This is a genomic window from Comamonas koreensis (genome assembly GCF_021026195.1).
Lineage (GTDB): Bacteria > Pseudomonadota > Gammaproteobacteria > Burkholderiales > Burkholderiaceae_C > Comamonas > Comamonas koreensis.
This window is the reverse complement of the sequence record NZ_JAJNCT010000034.1, coordinates 144,374-160,804: the sequence shown is the minus strand read 5'-3', so window position 1 is coordinate 160,804 and position 16,431 is coordinate 144,374. Positions and strand designations below refer to the sequence as shown.

Genomic DNA, 16,431 nt, shown 5'->3' with positions numbered 1-16,431 from the left:
CGGGTAGCTATTGTGCGATATGGAACATATGATCCAAAAAAAATAAATAAGGAGCAAAAGTTCTAAAACGCCGCAAGGCATTGGCCGGTACCACGCGGGTGCCAGGAGGATCATGGATATGCAAGGAAAAATGGGTGTGAAGCGCGCGGTGGCGCTGGCTGCGCTGGTGTTGGCTTCCATGGGCGCAATGGCGCAAAGCAGCAGCACGCTGGACAAGATCAAGAGCTCGGGCGCCATCACGCTGGGCTACCGCGAGGCCTCGTTCGGCTTCTCCTACTTGGACGCCAACCTCAAGCCCATCGGCTACAGCATGGACATCTGCGCGCACATTCTGGATGCGGTCAAAACCAAGCTCCAGCTGCCGGCGCTGAAGGTGAACTACCAGGCCGTCACCTCGGCCAACCGCATCCCGCTGGTGCAAAACGGCACGGTGGATCTGGAGTGCGGCTCAACCACCAACCTGGTGGAGCGCCAAAAGCAGGTGGCCTTCTCGCCGGACATCTTCCGCTACAACGTGCGCATGCTGGTCAAGAAGAGCTCGGGCATCAAGAGCATTGCCGATCTGCAGGGCAAGTCGGTCGCCACCACCACCGGCACCACCTCGTTCCGCCTGCTGCGCCAGGCCGACCGGGCCAGCAGGCTCGACATCACCAATGTGCCGGGCAAGGACCATACCGAGTCCTTCCTGCTGGTGCAGGGCGACAAGGCCGCCGCCTTTGTGCTGGACGACATCCTGCTGGCCGGCCAGATCGCCAATGCGCGTGATCCGCAGAACTACGAGATCGTGGGCGAGAGCCTGCGCACCGAGAACCAGGCGCTGATGCTGCGCAATGATGACCCGGCCTTCAAGCAGCTGGTGGACGACACGGTCTCGGGCCTGATGCAATCGGGCGAGATGGAGAAGCTCTACAACCGCTGGTTCATGTCGCCGATTGCGCCCAAGGGCATCAATATCAACTACCCGCTGAACGCCGAAACGCGTGATGCCTTTGCCAACCCCTCGTCCAAGGGGATCTGAGCCGCTATTGCAGTCTGGCTGCTGACCACTGGCAGCCATGGAGCAAGAGACAAGGACCAGGGGCCAGCCCCCTGGTCTTTTTGCGTTATTGCGGCACCAGGCCAGCGGCCTTCACCAGCTGTGCATGCAGGCTGATCTCCTGCGCAATGGTTTGCTGGAACTGCTCCGGTGTCGTGGGCGCCACTTCCATGCCCACGTCCTGCAACTGCTGCTTGATGTCGTCACGCAGCAAGATGGCCTGCACCTGGCGGTTGAGCGCATCGACAATGGGGCGCGGCGTGCGCGCCGGGGCCAGCAGGCCGATCCAGGTCTGCATCACCATGTCGGGAATGCCGGCCTCCGCCATCGTCGGCACCTCGGCAATCAAGGGCGAGCGCTTGTCGCTCATCAGCGCCAGGGCCGTGAGCTTGCCGGACTTGAGGTGGGGCAGGGCCTCGGGCAGCGGCGCAAACAGCAGGTCCACATTGCCGCCCAGCATGTCGTTGATGGCGAGGGCGCCGCCTTTGTAGGGCACATGCGTCATCTGCAGCTGGGCCCGGGTCTCGAACATCAGCGCCGCCAGATGCTGGGGGCTGCCTTCGCCCGAGCTGGCATAGGTCAGGATGGTGGGCTGGGCCTTGGCTGCGGCCAGCACGGCAGCGGCGTTGGGGAATTTCTTGCGGTCCTTGACCACCAGCACCATGTCCTGGTTGGCCAGCTTGGTGATGGGCGCAAAGTCGGCCTGCGGGTCGTAGGGCAGGTCCTTGAAGATGCTTTTGTTGGTGGTCAGAAAGGACGCCGGCGAGGCCATCAGGGTGTAGCCATCGGGGCTGGCCTTGGCAACGGCCGGCAGGCCGATGCGGCCTGAGGCGCCCGCGCGGTTGTCGACGATGAAAGGCTGGCCGGTTCCTGCCTGCAGCTGCTGGCCCACCAGGCGCGCGATCATGTCCACACCGCCGCCTGCGGGCAGGGCGACCACCACCTTGACGGGGTGGTTCGGATAGCTGGCAGTCTGCGCCTGCGCGCTGAAGGCCAGCAGACCCAGCGATGCGGCCAGGCTGACAAGGTAGAGACGACGATGCATGGTGAACACTCCTGAAAAGTCAATGCGTGCAGACCGGGGCGGGATCGGCTTCCTGCAGGTAACGCGCGAGCCGCAGGCGGCTGATGGCGGCTATCTCGTTCAGCGCCAGTTGCAGCTCCCGCTGCCGGGTGTGCCCCAGACGCTGCTCGAACACAAGCAAGGCCGATGCCAGGCTGTGCTGGCGGATGCAGAGAATGAAGGGAAAGCCAAAGCGCTCGCGGTAGGCGCGGTTCAGGCCATCCCAACGCTGGGCCTCGGCGGCCTGCAGCTGGCCCAGGCCCAGGCTGGCCTGCTCGTCGGTGGATGCGGCATTCATCGCCCCTGTTCGGGCCAGCTCGCCGCCCAGCTCCGGATGGCCCGCATAAAAGCGGATGCGCGCCGGTTCATCGAGCCCGGCCACCACAGCCAGCATGGCGCTGTGCAAGGCATCGGCGCTGGCAAAGGGGCGCTGCGCCACGGTCTGCGCCGCCACCCAGGGCGCATGCTCCCAGATGTCGGCCATCGCTGCGCAGAAGTCGTCGGGGCTGCAATGGTTGAGGTGGTCGAGGCGTTCAGCAGGTGTCATGCAGGCCATGCTAGGGCTGCAGAGCATTGCCGTCCATCACAGGTTTGGCAATGATGCATACGCAAAATTAGTACAATCGCCGCATTCCGGAGAGACCCCTATGCGCCATTCGCTTGTACCTACCGCGCTGCGCTATGCGGACCAGGTGGCCCGCTCGGGCTCGATCCAGAAAGCCGCACGCGAGTTGCATGTGGCCGCATCGGCCATCAACCGCCAGATTCTGGCGCTGGAAGAGGAATTGGGCGTGCCACTGTTCGAGCGCATGCCCAGAGGCATGCGGCTGACGGCCTCTGGCGATGCGCTCATCACGATGGCCCGCCGCTGGCGCCAAGATGAAACCCGCATGGTGGCCGAGGTGCGGCGCATCCAGGGCATCCACCAGGGCCATGTGTCGCTGGTGGCGATGGACAGCCATGCCACCGGCGTCTTGCCCACACTGATCGACAGCCTCAATGCCCAGCACCCCCTGGTCAGCCTGTCGGTGGAGCTGAGCACCCCTGACGATGCCGAGACCGCCTTGATGACCGGCAAGGCCGACCTGGCCGCCATCTTCAACCTGGCGCCGCGCCGTGAGCTGCTGGTGCTGTGGAAAGCGCAGCTGCCACTGGGCTGTGTCGTGGCGCCGGGCCATGCGCTGGCCGGGCGCAAGACCGTCAGTTTTCAGGAGGCCACCGCCTACCCGATCGCGCTGCAAAGCCGCGCCATCACCATCCGCCGCCTGCTGGAGGCGCAGTTCAGCTGGCTGTTCAAGGATGCGCGGGGCTTTGTCGAGAGCAATTCGCTGCAGCTGGTCAAACAGCTGGCGCTGGGCGGGCAGCGCCTGATATTCACTTCGGAGCTGGATGTGGCGCCTGAGTTGGCAGCCGGTGCACTGGTCTTCATCCCCATCCGGGACCAGGGCGCCGAGCCGCAGGATATCAGCGTGGCCGTTGACGCCACGCGGCCGCCCGGCCCGGTCGTCAAGCTGGTGGCCCAGCAGCTGATCGAGGCCTTGCAGGCCAGCCTGCAGCAGGCCCGCCAGCCGGGGCGCGGCCTGGCCTGACTGCGGCCGCCCACTTGTTCCAGGCGCTTTGCCTCCGCCGCACTTCCTCGCTATGCTGCTTAGTTGGCCCTATGGGCTGATTCGAAATAAGACAAAGAGGGAGGGATTTATGTGGACAACCATGGGCGTGGTGCTGGTGACCATTGGATTGACGTTTGTCGGTCTGTTTGTGCTGCTCAAGTTCGGCATTCGCTGGTATTTTTCGCGCATGCTCAAGCATGTGCAGGCGCTGGGCAGCGCGCAGCAAGGCGTGGTGGCACGCATAACGATGAAGTTGGAGAAGCTGCAGTTCAGCGACCCGCAGGTTCGGAAGGTGATGCAGGAGTTCAAGGCGCTGGGCTATGCATCGGCCGGGCGCTACACGGTGGATGAAATGCCCGGAGTCAAGATCTGGGCGGGAACGCATCCGCAGAACGGCAGTCTGGCCTTGGTGCTGGAGCTGGCAGACCGCTACTTCTCCGCAGATGTGGTCCGGTTTTATGAGAATGGCGCAGCGCTGGGCGCGGGCACCAACCCGGTGTTCCATGCCGAGCACTATCCCAGCCATGTGCAGTACCGCCAGTTTCCACGCGATACGGCCATGCAGGACCTGGTCCAGTGGCTGGACGCACGGCCCCTGCAATCAGCGGTGATCGCGGCCACGCCCAAGAATCTGCGCCAGCTCAATGCCCGCATGTACGCGGAGATGATGGACTATCAGCTATCCCAACCCCTGCCCAGCCTGGAGGCCTGGAAGCGCATGGCTTTGCAGGATGCCGCCGCGCTGGGCAGTGCCCTGCCGACCTTGACCGAGCCGCAATGGCAGGCCGCCTACGATGCGCAGCGCGAGAGCCAGCAAACCGCTACCGAGGAGGCCCTGCAAGACCATGTGCTGCGCAGTGGCCAGGTGTCTGCTGCGCAGTGGCAGGCCATGTCCCATGAGCTGGTCTATGTCCATGCGCTTTTAGGTTCTGAAGAGGTTGCAGAGCGCGCCCTGCGCCGCAGTGCCTTGACGACGGATGCCGCGCAGGTGGAAGCGCTGCTGCGCCAGAACCTGGCGCATGCCGAGCTGTTTGAGGCGATCCAGCGCTTGCTGCCGGAAGACGAGCGTTTTGTCTACCTGATCAGCATCAATGCGCCGCTGGATACGCGGGTGTACCGGCCGCAAGCACTCTGACCAACAGGCGGCCGATGCCTGTGCTCTGGCACCCCAGCAGCGCGGTGCCAGACACTGCGCAAAGGCCGACGATGCTCAGCGCTCCGCGCGGTAGGGCTCGTCCATCGCGACAAAATCCTGTTCAGCCAGCGCCGCATCGATCCAGGCCTTGACGCCGGGCAGCTGGTGCACGCGCTCGATATAGGCGGCGATCTCGCCGGGGATGGGCAGCTGGTAGGTTTTGAGGCGTGAGCACACCGGTGCGTAGTAGGCATCGGCAATGCTGAACTGGTCAAACAGCATGGGGCCGCCATGCTGGGCCAGCAGGTGGCTCCACATGCTGCACAGGCGCTCGACATTCTTGCGCACAGCGGCATTGTCGCGCCAGACGATCCGGCCGACCTCGGCCAGGTCAGCCTCGATGTTCATCGGGCAGGCGCTGCGCAGCGCGGTGAAGCCGCCATGCATTTCGGCGCAGATGCTGCGGGCGCTGGCACGGGCTGCCTTGTCCTGGGGCCAGAGCTGCTTGTCCGGAAATTGCTCGGCCGCATATTCGGCAATCGCCAGGCTGTCCCAGACGCTGATATCGCCATCGCGCAGCAGCGGCACCGTGCCGGTGGGGCTAAGGGCCGTCATCGTGCGCTTGAACTCCGACTGGCTGTCAAAGCCGTCGAAACGGACAAACTTCTCTTCGAATGGAATGCCCGCCTGGCGCAGCAACACCCAGGCGCGCATGGACCAGGAAGAATAATTTTTATTGCCGATATAAAGCTGCAGCATGATCTAGACCAATCAGTGGATGAGGCGTCATTTGCTTTATACCGTATGTGCGAGCCTACAGAAGGCTCGCACAGGGCTGTCGGAGCAGTGTCTACGACTTAGCCATCGGCCAGACCACACCGTTGTCATTGAGGATGGCGTCCAGCGGCAGGTCATGGGCTTCGGGCTCGAAGTCATCGACAAAGCCATTGGTAAAGCCCAGCCCCACGGTGAAGGGGCGCGGCTCCAGCGCGGCCAGGGTGCGGTCATAAAAACCGCCGCCATAGCCCAGGCGGTAGCCACCCGGGCCATAGCCCACGCAGGGCACAAACAGCAAGGTGGGCACGACCAGCTCGGTATTTTGCGGCTTGGGGATGTCGTAGGCGTCCATCTCCATCGGGCAGCCGGGGTACCAGGCATGGAAGCTCAAGGTCTTGTGCTGCTTGTTCACCACCGGCAGGGCGATGCGGCGCAGCTTGGGCTCGTCCATCAGCGCGCCGTCTTCCTTCCAGCGGTGCAGCGCGGGCAGCGGGTCGAACTCGCCCTTGATCGGCCAGTAGGCGCCGATCACGGCATCCTGGCGTTCCATCAGCCAAAAACGCAGTACTTGCTGGAGCTGTTCGGCGCGCTCCAGACGATCGGGCATATGCAGACGCTGTTCGATGAGCGCTTGGCGTACGGCTTTTTTATCCATTGCAAATATCCCTACAGAAACAGGCTGGGTCACCCATTCTGACAGCCAAAAGTGAGGTTCCCAGCAAATTGGCTACCGTGAAAACCAGATAGCTTTTTTACATATTGGGGCAGTTTCCGTAAGCGTATGTAAGAGGAGGCCGGGTGTTGCAGCCTTTGGGACGGCGGGCGCGTTGGCTGATGTGTATGATTTTAGGGATGACTTGGGCGCCGCTGGATAGCGCCGCTTTCTTGCAACTTGGAGCGGCTATGCCTCGGAATGTTTTTACCCCTTTGATGGCGGCCTTGCTGGCCTGTAGCGCGCTGCCGCTGGCTGCTCAGACGATTTTGCAGGGTGCAACGGCTGCACCTGCGTCGGTACAAACGCCTGTGCAACTGCAGTCGAGCCCCTCGATGAGCAGCGGCATGGTCAACGACGATGTGATCGTCGACATGCAGCAGGCCTTTCGCAAGCGCGAAAAAAGCAAGCTGACCCAGCTCTTGCCTGGCGCGCGTGGCCATGTGCTGGAGCCCTGGGCTGCGTACTGGGAGCTGCGCGCTCGCCTGAACGAGGCCACGCAAGACGAAGTGCAGGCCTTTTTGACCCGCTGGGCCGGCACCTACCAGGAAGACCGCTTGCGCAACGACTGGCTGCGCCTGCTGGGCCAGCGCCGCGACTGGAGCAATTTCGATGCGATGTACCCGGCGTTCCGCATGGGCGATGACCGCGAGCTGCGCTGCTATGCGGCAGTGATCGATCTGGCCAAGGGCGGCGATCGCGAGTCGCTGGCCAACACGGTCAAGAGCAATTGGTATGCGCAGCGCGATTCGGAGGACGGCTGCAACCTGGCGGCGTCGGAGCTGTTTTCGGCCGGCGGCCTGCAGGCCGATGACATCTGGCGCAGGGCGCGCCAGACGATGGAGGCGGGCCGCCCCCGCGCCGCCCGCGCTGCGGTGGAAGTGGTGGCCCCCATGCAACTGCCCGCGTTTGCCACGATGCTGCAATCGCCCAGCAAGTTCCTGACGGCCCAGGCCAAGACGTCTTCGAAGGAGCAGCAGGAGCTGGCCACGTTGGCGCTGATCAAGCTGGCAGCGGACAACCCTGATGGCGCGGCAACCTTGATGGAAGGCCGCTGGAACGAGATGCTGACGCAGCCGCGCCGTGACTGGGTCTGGGGGGTGATCGGCAAGACCCAGGCGACGCGCCTGTCGCCCGATGCGATGGCCAGCTTCGCGAAGGTCGGCAAGGATGCCCACCTGAGCGACGACCTGCTGGCCTGGAAGACCCGCGCTGCGCTGCGTGCCGGCCAATGGCAGCAGGTGCGCAAGAGCATCGAGGCGATGAGCGCCGAGGAGCGCGAAGACCCGACCTGGATCTACTGGCAGGCCAAGGCCTTGCAGGCGGGCCGCATCAGCGAGGCGCAGACCCAGCAATCGCGCCAACTGCTGCAGAAGATTGCCGGGACGCAAGGCTTTTATGAGCAGCTGGCGCAGGAGGAGCTGGGCCAGCCCATCGTCATCCCGGCGCAGCCGGTGCCTATCGATGCGCAGGCGCGTGAGTCGGTGCGCAGCAATGCGGGCCTGGCACGTGCGCTGTATGCGATCCAGCTGGGGCTGCGCAGCGAAGGCGTGCGTGAGTGGAACTACATGACCAACCTGCACCAGCGCGGCGGCATGGACGATGCGCAACTGCTGGCCGCTGCCGAGCTGGCCTGCCAGCGCCAGATCTGGGACCGCTGCATCAACACCAGTGAGCGCACCAAGACGGTGGTCGATGTCGGCCAGCGCTACCCGATGCCGTTCAAGGAGGCCGTGGTCAACCGCTCGCGCGAGATCGGGCTGGATCCCGCCTATGTCTACGGCCTGATCCGCCAGGAAAGCCGTTTCATCATGGATGCGCGCTCGGGCGTCGGCGCCTCGGGCCTGATGCAGATCATGCCGGCGACCGCCCGCTGGACCGCCCGCAAGATCGGCATGACCGATTTCACGCCGGCCAGCATCAATGACCGCGACACCAATATCACCTTGGGCACCGCCTACCTGAAGCTGGCGCTGGACGATTTCGACGGCTCGATGGCGCTGGCTGCCGCTGGCTACAACGCCGGCCCCGGCCGGCCGCGCAACTGGCGCAATGGCCCGGTGCTGGACGGCGCCATCTGGGCCGAGAACGTGCCCTTTGCCGAGACGCGCGACTATGTGAAAAAGGTGCTCTCCAACACGACCAGCTACGCGGCCATTCTGACCGGCCAGCCCCAGTCGCTGCGTGCGCGCCTGGGCTCGGTGGGCCCCAAGCCCGAGGGCGAGCCGGACCTGTCCAAAGAGCTGCCCTGATAGCGAAGAGGCTTACTGGTTGACCAGCAGCGCGCCCTCACGCCGCGCGGCGCCTGAGCGCTCCAGGTCGGCCACCAGCGATGCATGCCACTGCGCCAGCTCCTGGTCGGCAAAGTAGCGCTGGTGCAGCAGGCCGTAGTAGGGCGTGGCGGCCAGCCAGGCCTGTACCTGCGCCAGCGGCAGCTGTTGCCATTCCAGCAGCTTGTACTTGAGCAGCACCTTGGCGGCATAGAACGCATGGCGCTCGGGGCTTTGCACAAAGCGCTCCAGCCGCTGGCGCGCGGTTTGCAATGCGGTGGTCACATCGCTGAACGCACTGCCATGGCCGGGCAGCACCAGGCGGGGCTGCAGGCGCTCGATCACATCCAAGGTGGCTGCCACCTCGTCAAAGGCCGCTGTGCCTTCTATCTCCGGAAAGACCACGCCAAAGCCGTTTTCCCAGAGCGCATCGGCCGAGATCAGGGTGCGCGACGCGGGCTCGAACAGAATCACCGAATGCGGGTCATGGCCGGGCGCGGCATGGCATTGCCAGCGCTGCTCGCCCAGCGGGGTGTCGGTGCCGGGCTGCAGCACCTCGTCCATCTGAAAACGCGGGCAGTCCTGGCCGGTGGGGCGGTAGCTCAGCTGGTGCTCATCCCAATCGATGACCGCCTGCGCATGGCCGGGTGCAATGCTGGTGCGGGCCTGGGGCCAGCGCTGCTGCAAAGCGGCATTGCCGCCGCAGTGGTCGCTGTGCAAATGGGTGTTGACGATGCGCTGCAGCGGCGCGCCTTGCAGGCTGGCCTCGACAAGATGCACGGTCTGTTCGGCATGGATGCAGTAGCCGGTATCGACCACCGCCGTGACGCCACGCACAAACACGGCATTGTTTGCGGACAGCCAGCCGCGCTCGATGAACTGGAGATCGGCAGGCAGCGACAGGGCAGAGGCGGACATGGTGGTGCAGGCGGCGGCGGGGGCAAGACCCCCAGCCTAGCAGACAAGCACCGGCGGCGCATGCCTGCCTGGCGCCCAGGTGTCAGCGCGGCGGCTGCGCAGCGCTGTTGCCCAGCATAAAGGCCTGGCTGGCCTGCTCGGGCGCGGCCAGCGTATCGGATTCGTCCTTGAGCTGCACGCCCGAGAGCTGGCGCTGGCGCGCCTGCTGCATCAGGTAGTGCAGCTTGTGCACCGCCTGCGCATAGCTCAGCCCCTGCTCGCGCACATTGGAGATGCAGTTGCGCGACTCATCGGTCATGCCGGGGCGGGGCTGCCAGGTCATGTACAGGCCCATGCTGTCGGGGGAGCTCAGGCCCGGACGCTCGCCGATCAGCACCACCACCAGCGAGGCGCCCAGGGCTGCGCCAATCTCGTCGCCCAGCGCCACCCGGGCATTGCGCACCAGGCTGATCGGGCCGACGCGCCATTGCTCGGCCAGCGATGGCAGCATCTGGCGCAAAAAGGGCAGGGCATTGCGCTCGATCGCCAGCGATGATAGGCCATCGGCGACGACAAACACCACATCGGCCTGGGCGGGCGGCTGGCCTTGCAGCAAGGTGCGCGATTCGCTGTCCAGGCGCCGGCCCAGGTCGGGCCGCTGCAGGTAGGTGGGGCGGTCTTGCGCGGCACTGTGCAGGCGCAGCACTGGCTGGCCGGAGGGGGCGATCGCCTGCAGCTCGTTGGCGAGCAGGTCCATATCGACCTCGGTGTGCACGGCCATGCGCGCCTGGGCATGGGCCAGCGCAAAGTCCAGATGCGCGCGTGTGGGCAGGCTGGTGCCGGCGCGGCCCAGCGCAATGCGGGCGCTGGTGAACTGGCGCAGCCGCTCCCAGGGGTTGGGGGTGACGGCCGCGCTGGCGGGCTCGGCGGTGGGCAGGGATGCGGGAGCAGAAGGGGCAGAAGGGCGTGGGGGCATGGCGAATGTCAATGGAGCTGGGCCAGCGCTTGCGAGAAGGGGGCGGGCAGGTCCTGGGCCAGGCGCAGTCCCGGGCCGCCGGCCTGGGTGATGCCCATGCTCTGCAGCCAGGCCTCGAACTCCGGCGTGGGCCGCAGGCCCAGGGTCTTGCGCAGGTAGAGCGCATCGTGGAAGGACGTGGTCTGGTAGTTCAGCATGATGTCGTCCGAGCCGGGAATGCCCATGATGAAGTTGATGCCGGCCACACCAAACAAGGTCAGCAGCATATCCATGTCGTTCTGGTCGGCCTGGGCATGGTTGGTGTAGCAAATGTCACAGCCCATCGGCAGGCCCAGCAGCTTGCCGCAGAAATGGTCTTCCAGCCCGGCGCGGATGATCTGCTTGCCGTCGTAAAGGTACTCGGGCCCGATGAAGCCGACCACCGTGTTGACCAGCAGCGGCTGGAACTTGCGCGCCACCGCATAGGCGCGCGCCTCGCAGGTCTGCTGGTCCAGCCCGTGGTTGGCGCCGGCCGACAGCGCGCTGCCCTGGCCGGTTTCAAAGTACATGGCGTTGTTGCCGACCGTGCCGCGCGCCAGGCTCTGGGCCGCGTCATAGCCCTCCTGCAGCAGGGCCAGGTCCAGGCCGAAGCTGCGGTTGGCGGCCTGGGTGCCAGCGATGGACTGGAACACCAGGTCCACTGGCACGCCCCGCTCGATGGCCTCGATGCTGGTGGTCACATGGGTCAGCACGCAGGACTGGGTGGGGATCTGGTATTGCTGGATCACCTCGTCGAGCATGTAGAGCAAGGTGCTGACGGCGGCAATGCTGTCGCTGGCTGGGTTGATGCCGATGACGGCATCGCCATTGCCATACATCAGGCCGTCGAGCAGGCTGGCGGCAATGCCTGAGGGGTCATCGGTGGGGTGGTTGGGCTGCAGGCGGGTGGACATGCGGCCGGCCAGGCCGATGGTGTTGCGAAAGCGGGTGACGACGCGGCATTTCTGCGCGATCAGGACCAGGTCCTGGTTGCGGCAGAGCTTGGAGGTGGCGGCCACCATCTCCGGAGTCAGGCCGGGTGCTAGCGCGCTCAAGCTGGCCTCGTTGGCGGCATCAGACAGCAGCCAGTCGCGAAAGCCGCCCACCGTCAGGTGCGCCACCGGCGCAAAGGCGGCGCGGTCATGGCTGTCGATGATGAGGCGGGTGACTTCGTCGCTCTCATAGGGCACAAGTGCCTCTTGCAGGAAGTGGGCCAGCGGCAGATCGGCCAGCGCCATCTGCGCGGCAACGCGCTCGGTGTCATGGCGGGCCGCGACCCCCGCCAGGTTGTCGCCCGAGCGGGCCGGCGTGGCCTTGGCCATCAGCTCGCGCAGCGATGCAAACACATGGCGCTCGGCGCCAACGGTATGGGAATGGGGCATGGTTGCAGCGCTTCCTCAGGGGGTTGTCTCGCCGGGAGCGTCGGCCACCAGGTGGTGGCGGCTGTACAGCGCAAAGTAGGCGACGAAGACAGCGTATACGATGAGGGCGCCGATGAGAACCCGGGGATCGACCAGAAAACCGGCCACCACGGCGATGCAGGCCAGCACCAGTGCGATGCCCGAGGTGAATACGCCGCCCGGCGTGCGGTAGGCGCGGGGCAGATGCGGCTCCTTGATGCGCAGCCAGATGTGTGAGGCCATCATCATCACGTAGGAGATCGTGGCGCCAAACACCGCGACGAGGATCAGCAGATCGCCCTGGCCGGTGAGCGACAGCGCAAAGCCGATGGCGCCGGGCACCAGCAGCGCCAGGTAGGGGGTCTTGCGCTGCGTGGTCAGGGACAAACCCCGGGGCAGGTAGCCGGCGCGGGACATCGCAAACACCAAGCGCGAGTAGCCGTAGATGATCGAGAAGAAGCTGGCGATCAGCCCTGCCAGGCCGACAAAGTTGACGAAGCGGCTGATCCAGGTGGGGCCACCCAGCACCTTGCTCGATTCCAGTGCCTCGACCAGCGGGTTGCCCGAGTTCATCAAGGCCGCTGCACCGGCACCACCCGGTGCCAGCACCAGGATCAGGCCGCAGAACAGCACCAGCACGGCGATGGCGCCGATCAGGCCCCTGGGCAGATCGCGGCGCGGGTCCTGCGCTTCTTCGGCGGCCAGCGGCACGCCTTCCACCGCCAGAAAGAACCAGATGCCATAAGGAATGCAGGCCCAGATGCCCAGGTAGCCAAACGGCAGGAACTCGCTGGCGCCCCAGGCGTCGGTGGGGGCGATATCGAACAGGTTGCTGACCTGGAAATGCGGCACCATCGCGACGATGAAGACCACCAGTGCCACGACGGCCAGTGCGGTGACGGCAAAGATCAGGCGCAGGGCCTCGCCGGCGCCATAAATGTGGATGCCCAGAAAGACGGCATAGAAGCCCAGGTAGACCATCCAGCCATCGATGCCGAACAGCGACTGGCAGTAGGCGCCGATAAAGGTGGCGATGGCCGCCGGTGCAATCGCGTACTCCATCAGGATTGCTACGCCGCAGAGAAAGCCACCCCAGGGCCCAAAGGCGCGCCGCGCAAAGCCATAGCCGCCGCCGGCCGTGGGGGCGATGGTGGCCAGCTCGGCCAGCGCAAAGCACATGCAGGTGTACATCGTGGCCATCAGCGCCGAGGCCACCAGCAGGCCGCCCCAGCCGCCGGTCTTGAGGCCGAAGTTCCAGCCGGCATAGTCGCCCGAGATGACATAGGCCACGCCCAGGCCCACCAGCAGCAGCCAGCCGGCGGCGCCACGCCGCAGCTGGCGCTGCTCGAAATAGTTGCTGGAGTGCGCGGCGCCGGCGCCTGCAGAAGTAGGGTTGTTGGCCATGGACTGCCTTGTTGTCGGTGGTGTCCCCGATGGTGGCAAGAATGCGGGCCGGGCTCTATCCGATTTCGGCAAATCTGGCTAAGGGGAAGGCTGGGTTGACCTTGGTCCGCTTTTTGCATGACCATGCCTGTATGCCTCGCCACGCCACAGCGCCTCCATGTCCTTGAGCGCCCCTTGTCCATCGCCCGCGCTGAGCAGCCTCCGGGCTGAGCGCTGCGCGACTGCAGGCGCCCCGGCCGCACAGGTGGCGCAGACCTGTGATGTCGACGAGCAGGCGGCCCTGCTGCAGGGCTGGAACCAGCGCTACGAGCAGCTGTCAGCGGGCAGCTTCGAGGGCCGGGTGACCAGCCTGCATCTGGGGCCCATCCAGGCCTGGCGTGAGTTCTCCAGCCAGGCACTGCACCAGACCGGGGCATTGCGTGCGGGGCAACTGGCCATCGGGCTGCCCAGCAGCATTCCGGGCAACACCATGTTCTGCAACCGCTCCTGCAGCGAAGGGCATGCGATTGTGTTTTCGGGCGATGGCCCGTTCGAGTTTGTCTCGCCCGGCGGCCTGGAGATCATCGACTTTGTCGTGGACCAGGGCAGCCTCGACCCCTATCTGACCGCCAGCGAGCGCGAGCAGCTGCAGGCCCAGCTGGCGCAGCCGCATCTGCGGCCGGTCTCGGCCCATGAGCGCTGGCGCCTGCCGATTCTGCTGTCCGACATGCAGCAGTGCCTGGCGCAGACGGCGCCCGAGGCGCTACCGCCCCAGCAGTTGGAAGAGATGGCCGGCGATGTGCTTGCCGCCATCGCCGCCGTGCTGCGTGATGGGGTGGGCAGCGAGGCCGATGAGCAGCTGTCTTACCAGCGGCGCGCGCATATCGTCAGCATGGCGCGGGAGCGGGTGGTGGCGACGGGCGCCGACGGCTCATTGACGGTGGAGGACCTGTGCCAGGCGCTGGCGGTGAGCCGCCGGGCCTTGCAGTACTCGTTCCAGGAGGTGCTGGGCATCTCGCCGCAAAGCTATCTGCGCGCCGTGCGCCTCAATGGGGCACGCCGCGCCATCAAGCAGGGCAGCAGCGTCTCCGACGCCGCACTGGCCTGGGGCTTTTGGCACTTTGGCCGCTTTGCACAGGAGTACAAGGCGCTGTTTGCCGAGCTGCCCTCCCACACTTGCAAGCGCTACCGCTGAGCGGCGCGCGCATTGTCTCAGTCGCGGGCGTCTGCTGCCAGCTCCGGCAAGCCGCGCAATGCGGCGTACACGGGGGTGAAGTCGCCTTCGGTCATGTCAAACAGCTGCTGGAAATCGTCGATGACGAAGTAGGTCTGCTGGTAAGTGTCGATCTTGTAGCGGGTGCGCATGGTGCGCTCCAGCGACAGCGGCAGGCGCTGGGGCAGCGGGCTGGTCACCGCGTGCTGCAGCTCGCCCGATGAGCTCAGGATGCCAGCGCCATAGGCGCGGATCTCCCCTTGCTCGCGGATCAGGCCGAACTCGATCGTGTACCAGTACAGGCGGCTCAGCATCTCGCAGGCGCCCAGGCGCTCGGCCTTGAGCCCGCCCTGGCCGTAGCGCTGCACATAGTCGGCAATCACCGGGTTGAACAGCAGGGGCACATGGCCAAACAGGTCGTGGAAGATATCGGGCTCGACCACATAGTCGAACTCTTCGGGCTTGCGGATCCAGTCGGTGACCGGGAATTTACGGTTGGCCAGCAGGCTGAAAAAAGGCACCTCGGGGATCAGCCCGGGCACGGCGACGATCTCCCAGCCTGTCGCCTGGCGCAGGCGCTGGTTGATGTCTTCAAAGCGGGGGATGCGGTCTTCAACGCCCAGCGAGGGCAGCGCATCGATGAAGGCCTGGCTCGCCAGTCCCGGCAGCAAGGCCTTTTGGCGCGCATACAGGCGCCGGTAGGTGTCGTGGTCGGCCTCGGTGTAGGCGGCGTAGTCTTGCGCGCAGGTGTAGTCGTCCTGCGCGCGGCTGTAGTCGCCTCGGGGTGGGCGGTCGGATTGTCCATAAACCACAGGTGCTTGTCCCATGCTGTGCTCCTTCATTTTTTATAGAGACCAGCCGGGCGCCCGCAGTTAAGAGGTTGCAGGCGCTCAGTTGGTCTTGATCTTGATCGTGTTGATCAGAAACTGAAACTTACGTGCTTCCTGCGATACAAAGTGCGACAGCTCCTTGAGGCGCATGTCTTCGGGGGCAATGCCCATCTTCAGGTACTCGGCCTTGAAGCGCGGATCGGTCAGCGCGCCCTGGAAGGCGTAGGCATACTTTTGCGCTTCCTGGTCGGGCAGGCTGGCAGGCGCAAACACGCCAAACCAGGTGGACACATCAAAGCCTGGCACCGACTCGTTCACCGGCGGCACCTGGGGCAGGGCGACATTGCGGTCCGAGGTGGTCACCGCCAAGGCCAGCAGCTCGCCGGACTTGATCAGCGGCAGGGCCGAGGCCAGGTTGTCAAACACCACATCGATTTCGCCGCTCAACAGCGCCTTTTGGGCCGGTGCTGCGCCGGCGTAGGGCACGCTGGGCATCTGCAGGTTGGCCAGCGACTTGAGCATCTCGCCCGAGATGTGGCCGATACTGCCGTTGCCGCCCGAGCCCATCTTCAGGCTGCCAGGGTGGCCCTTGATGTAGGTGACCATCTCCGAGGTGGTCTTGATGCCCAGCTGGTCCGCGCGGCTCTTTTTCATCACCAGCACGTTGGGCACGCGCGCCACCAGGATCAGCGGCTTGAAATCCTTTTGTGCGTCGTACTGCGGCGGCGTGCCCAGGTAGGGCAGCACCGCATGCGTGGCCACCGCGCCCATCAGCACCATGTTCTCTTGGGGCTTGGCCTGGGCCACCAGGGTGGCCCCGGTGGCACCGCCGGCGCCGGGCTTGTTGGCCACCGTGATGGCGCCCAGTTGCTTTTCGGCGCCCTGGGCCAGCAGGTGGGCCGAGGTGTCCAGCGGGCCGCCAGCTGGGTAGGGAACCACAAAGGTCAGGGGCTGGCTGGCGTTCTGCGCGCTGGCAGCCAACATGAAGCCAGATAGAGCGGCGGCGAGGATGACGGAGCGTTTCACAATTGTTTCCAGATTGATAAATCGCTCCGGAGTATAGAGAGGCCGCATGGCAAATTGAGGAATATCAACGCTGCGGCCGTTCAAT

General features: G+C 65.2%; 15 protein-coding genes. 5 read left to right on the top strand and 10 right to left on the bottom strand.

What is annotated here, in order from left to right:
- The first annotated feature begins 112 nt into the window (after nucleotides 1-112).
- Entirely contained in the window at nucleotides 113-1,018 is a 906-nt protein-coding gene (locus LPW39_RS22475) for an amino acid ABC transporter substrate-binding protein (protein ID WP_407928902.1), read from the top strand.
- 85 nt (nucleotides 1,019-1,103) lie between these two features.
- On the opposite strand, the gene LPW39_RS22470 is transcribed toward LPW39_RS22475, so the two are convergent.
- Together LPW39_RS22470 and uraD are read right to left on the bottom strand one after the other, a co-directional pair.
- Nucleotides 1,104-2,081, bottom strand: a complete 978-nt coding sequence (locus tag LPW39_RS22470; RefSeq protein ID WP_230780772.1) for a Bug family tripartite tricarboxylate transporter substrate binding protein — start codon at nucleotides 2,079-2,081, stop codon at nucleotides 1,104-1,106.
- Between the two features lie 19 nt (nucleotides 2,082-2,100).
- Complete coding sequence (gene uraD, locus LPW39_RS22465) at nucleotides 2,101-2,646, bottom strand: 2-oxo-4-hydroxy-4-carboxy-5-ureidoimidazoline decarboxylase (RefSeq protein WP_230780771.1); 546 nt, start codon at nucleotides 2,644-2,646, stop codon at nucleotides 2,101-2,103.
- A 100-nt stretch (nucleotides 2,647-2,746) separates the two neighbouring features.
- Here uraD and LPW39_RS22460 point away from each other — a divergent pair, with 100 nt between their 5' ends.
- Both LPW39_RS22460 and LPW39_RS22455 read left to right on the top strand, forming a co-directional pair.
- The gene (locus LPW39_RS22460) at nucleotides 2,747-3,688 is read left to right on the top strand and encodes a LysR family transcriptional regulator (protein ID WP_230780769.1); all 942 of its coding nucleotides are present in this window, start codon (nucleotides 2,747-2,749) and stop codon (nucleotides 3,686-3,688) included.
- A gap of 109 nt (nucleotides 3,689-3,797) precedes the next feature.
- On the top strand, nucleotides 3,798-4,844 hold the full coding sequence (locus LPW39_RS22455) for a hypothetical protein (RefSeq protein ID WP_230780767.1): 1,047 nt from the start codon (nucleotides 3,798-3,800) through the stop codon (nucleotides 4,842-4,844).
- Nucleotides 4,845-4,919: 75 nt separating this feature from the next.
- Here LPW39_RS22455 and LPW39_RS22450 read toward each other — a convergent pair whose 3' ends face one another.
- Both LPW39_RS22450 and LPW39_RS22445 read right to left on the bottom strand, forming a co-directional pair.
- Nucleotides 4,920-5,603: a glutathione S-transferase family protein gene (locus LPW39_RS22450; protein WP_230780765.1), complete on the bottom strand. Its 684-nt coding sequence runs from the start codon at nucleotides 5,601-5,603 to the stop codon at nucleotides 4,920-4,922.
- A gap of 91 nt (nucleotides 5,604-5,694) precedes the next feature.
- Complete coding sequence (locus tag LPW39_RS22445; protein ID WP_230780763.1) at nucleotides 5,695-6,276, bottom strand: 5-formyltetrahydrofolate cyclo-ligase; 582 nt, start codon at nucleotides 6,274-6,276, stop codon at nucleotides 5,695-5,697.
- A gap of 392 nt (nucleotides 6,277-6,668) precedes the next feature.
- Between LPW39_RS22445 and LPW39_RS22440 the strand changes: the two genes are divergently transcribed.
- A complete protein-coding gene (locus LPW39_RS22440; protein ID WP_230780954.1) occupies nucleotides 6,669-8,585 on the top strand; it encodes a lytic transglycosylase domain-containing protein in 1,917 nt (638 codons plus the stop codon).
- A 12-nt stretch (nucleotides 8,586-8,597) separates the two neighbouring features.
- On the opposite strand, the gene LPW39_RS22435 is transcribed toward LPW39_RS22440, so the two are convergent.
- The 4 genes from LPW39_RS22435 to eat all read right to left on the bottom strand — a co-directional run bounded on the left by LPW39_RS22435 (nucleotide 8,598) and on the right by eat (nucleotide 13,298).
- The gene (locus LPW39_RS22435; RefSeq protein ID WP_230780760.1) at nucleotides 8,598-9,521 is read right to left on the bottom strand and encodes an MBL fold metallo-hydrolase; all 924 of its coding nucleotides are present in this window, start codon (nucleotides 9,519-9,521) and stop codon (nucleotides 8,598-8,600) included.
- A gap of 82 nt (nucleotides 9,522-9,603) precedes the next feature.
- Complete coding sequence (gene eutC, locus LPW39_RS22430) at nucleotides 9,604-10,476, bottom strand: ethanolamine ammonia-lyase subunit EutC (protein ID WP_230780758.1); 873 nt, start codon at nucleotides 10,474-10,476, stop codon at nucleotides 9,604-9,606.
- An 8-nt stretch (nucleotides 10,477-10,484) separates the two neighbouring features.
- Entirely contained in the window at nucleotides 10,485-11,876 is a 1,392-nt protein-coding gene (locus tag LPW39_RS22425) for an ethanolamine ammonia-lyase subunit EutB (protein ID WP_230780756.1), read from the bottom strand.
- Between the two features lie 15 nt (nucleotides 11,877-11,891).
- Nucleotides 11,892-13,298, bottom strand: a complete 1,407-nt coding sequence (eat, locus tag LPW39_RS22420) for an ethanolamine permease (protein WP_230780753.1) — start codon at nucleotides 13,296-13,298, stop codon at nucleotides 11,892-11,894.
- A 157-nt stretch (nucleotides 13,299-13,455) separates the two neighbouring features.
- On the opposite strand from eat, the gene LPW39_RS22415 reads away from it, so the two are divergent.
- Nucleotides 13,456-14,472: a helix-turn-helix domain-containing protein gene (locus tag LPW39_RS22415; RefSeq protein ID WP_230780751.1), complete on the top strand. Its 1,017-nt coding sequence runs from the start codon at nucleotides 13,456-13,458 to the stop codon at nucleotides 14,470-14,472.
- Nucleotides 14,473-14,489: 17 nt separating this feature from the next.
- Here LPW39_RS22415 and phhA read toward each other — a convergent pair whose 3' ends face one another.
- Nucleotides 14,490-15,317, bottom strand: coding sequence for a phenylalanine 4-monooxygenase (gene phhA, locus LPW39_RS22410; RefSeq protein ID WP_230780749.1), 828 nt, complete (start codon nucleotides 15,315-15,317; stop codon nucleotides 14,490-14,492).
- Nucleotides 15,318-15,380: 63 nt separating this feature from the next.
- A complete protein-coding gene (locus LPW39_RS22405) occupies nucleotides 15,381-16,346 on the bottom strand; it encodes a Bug family tripartite tricarboxylate transporter substrate binding protein (RefSeq protein WP_330166629.1) in 966 nt (321 codons plus the stop codon).
- Between the last annotated feature and the right edge of the window lie 85 nt (nucleotides 16,347-16,431).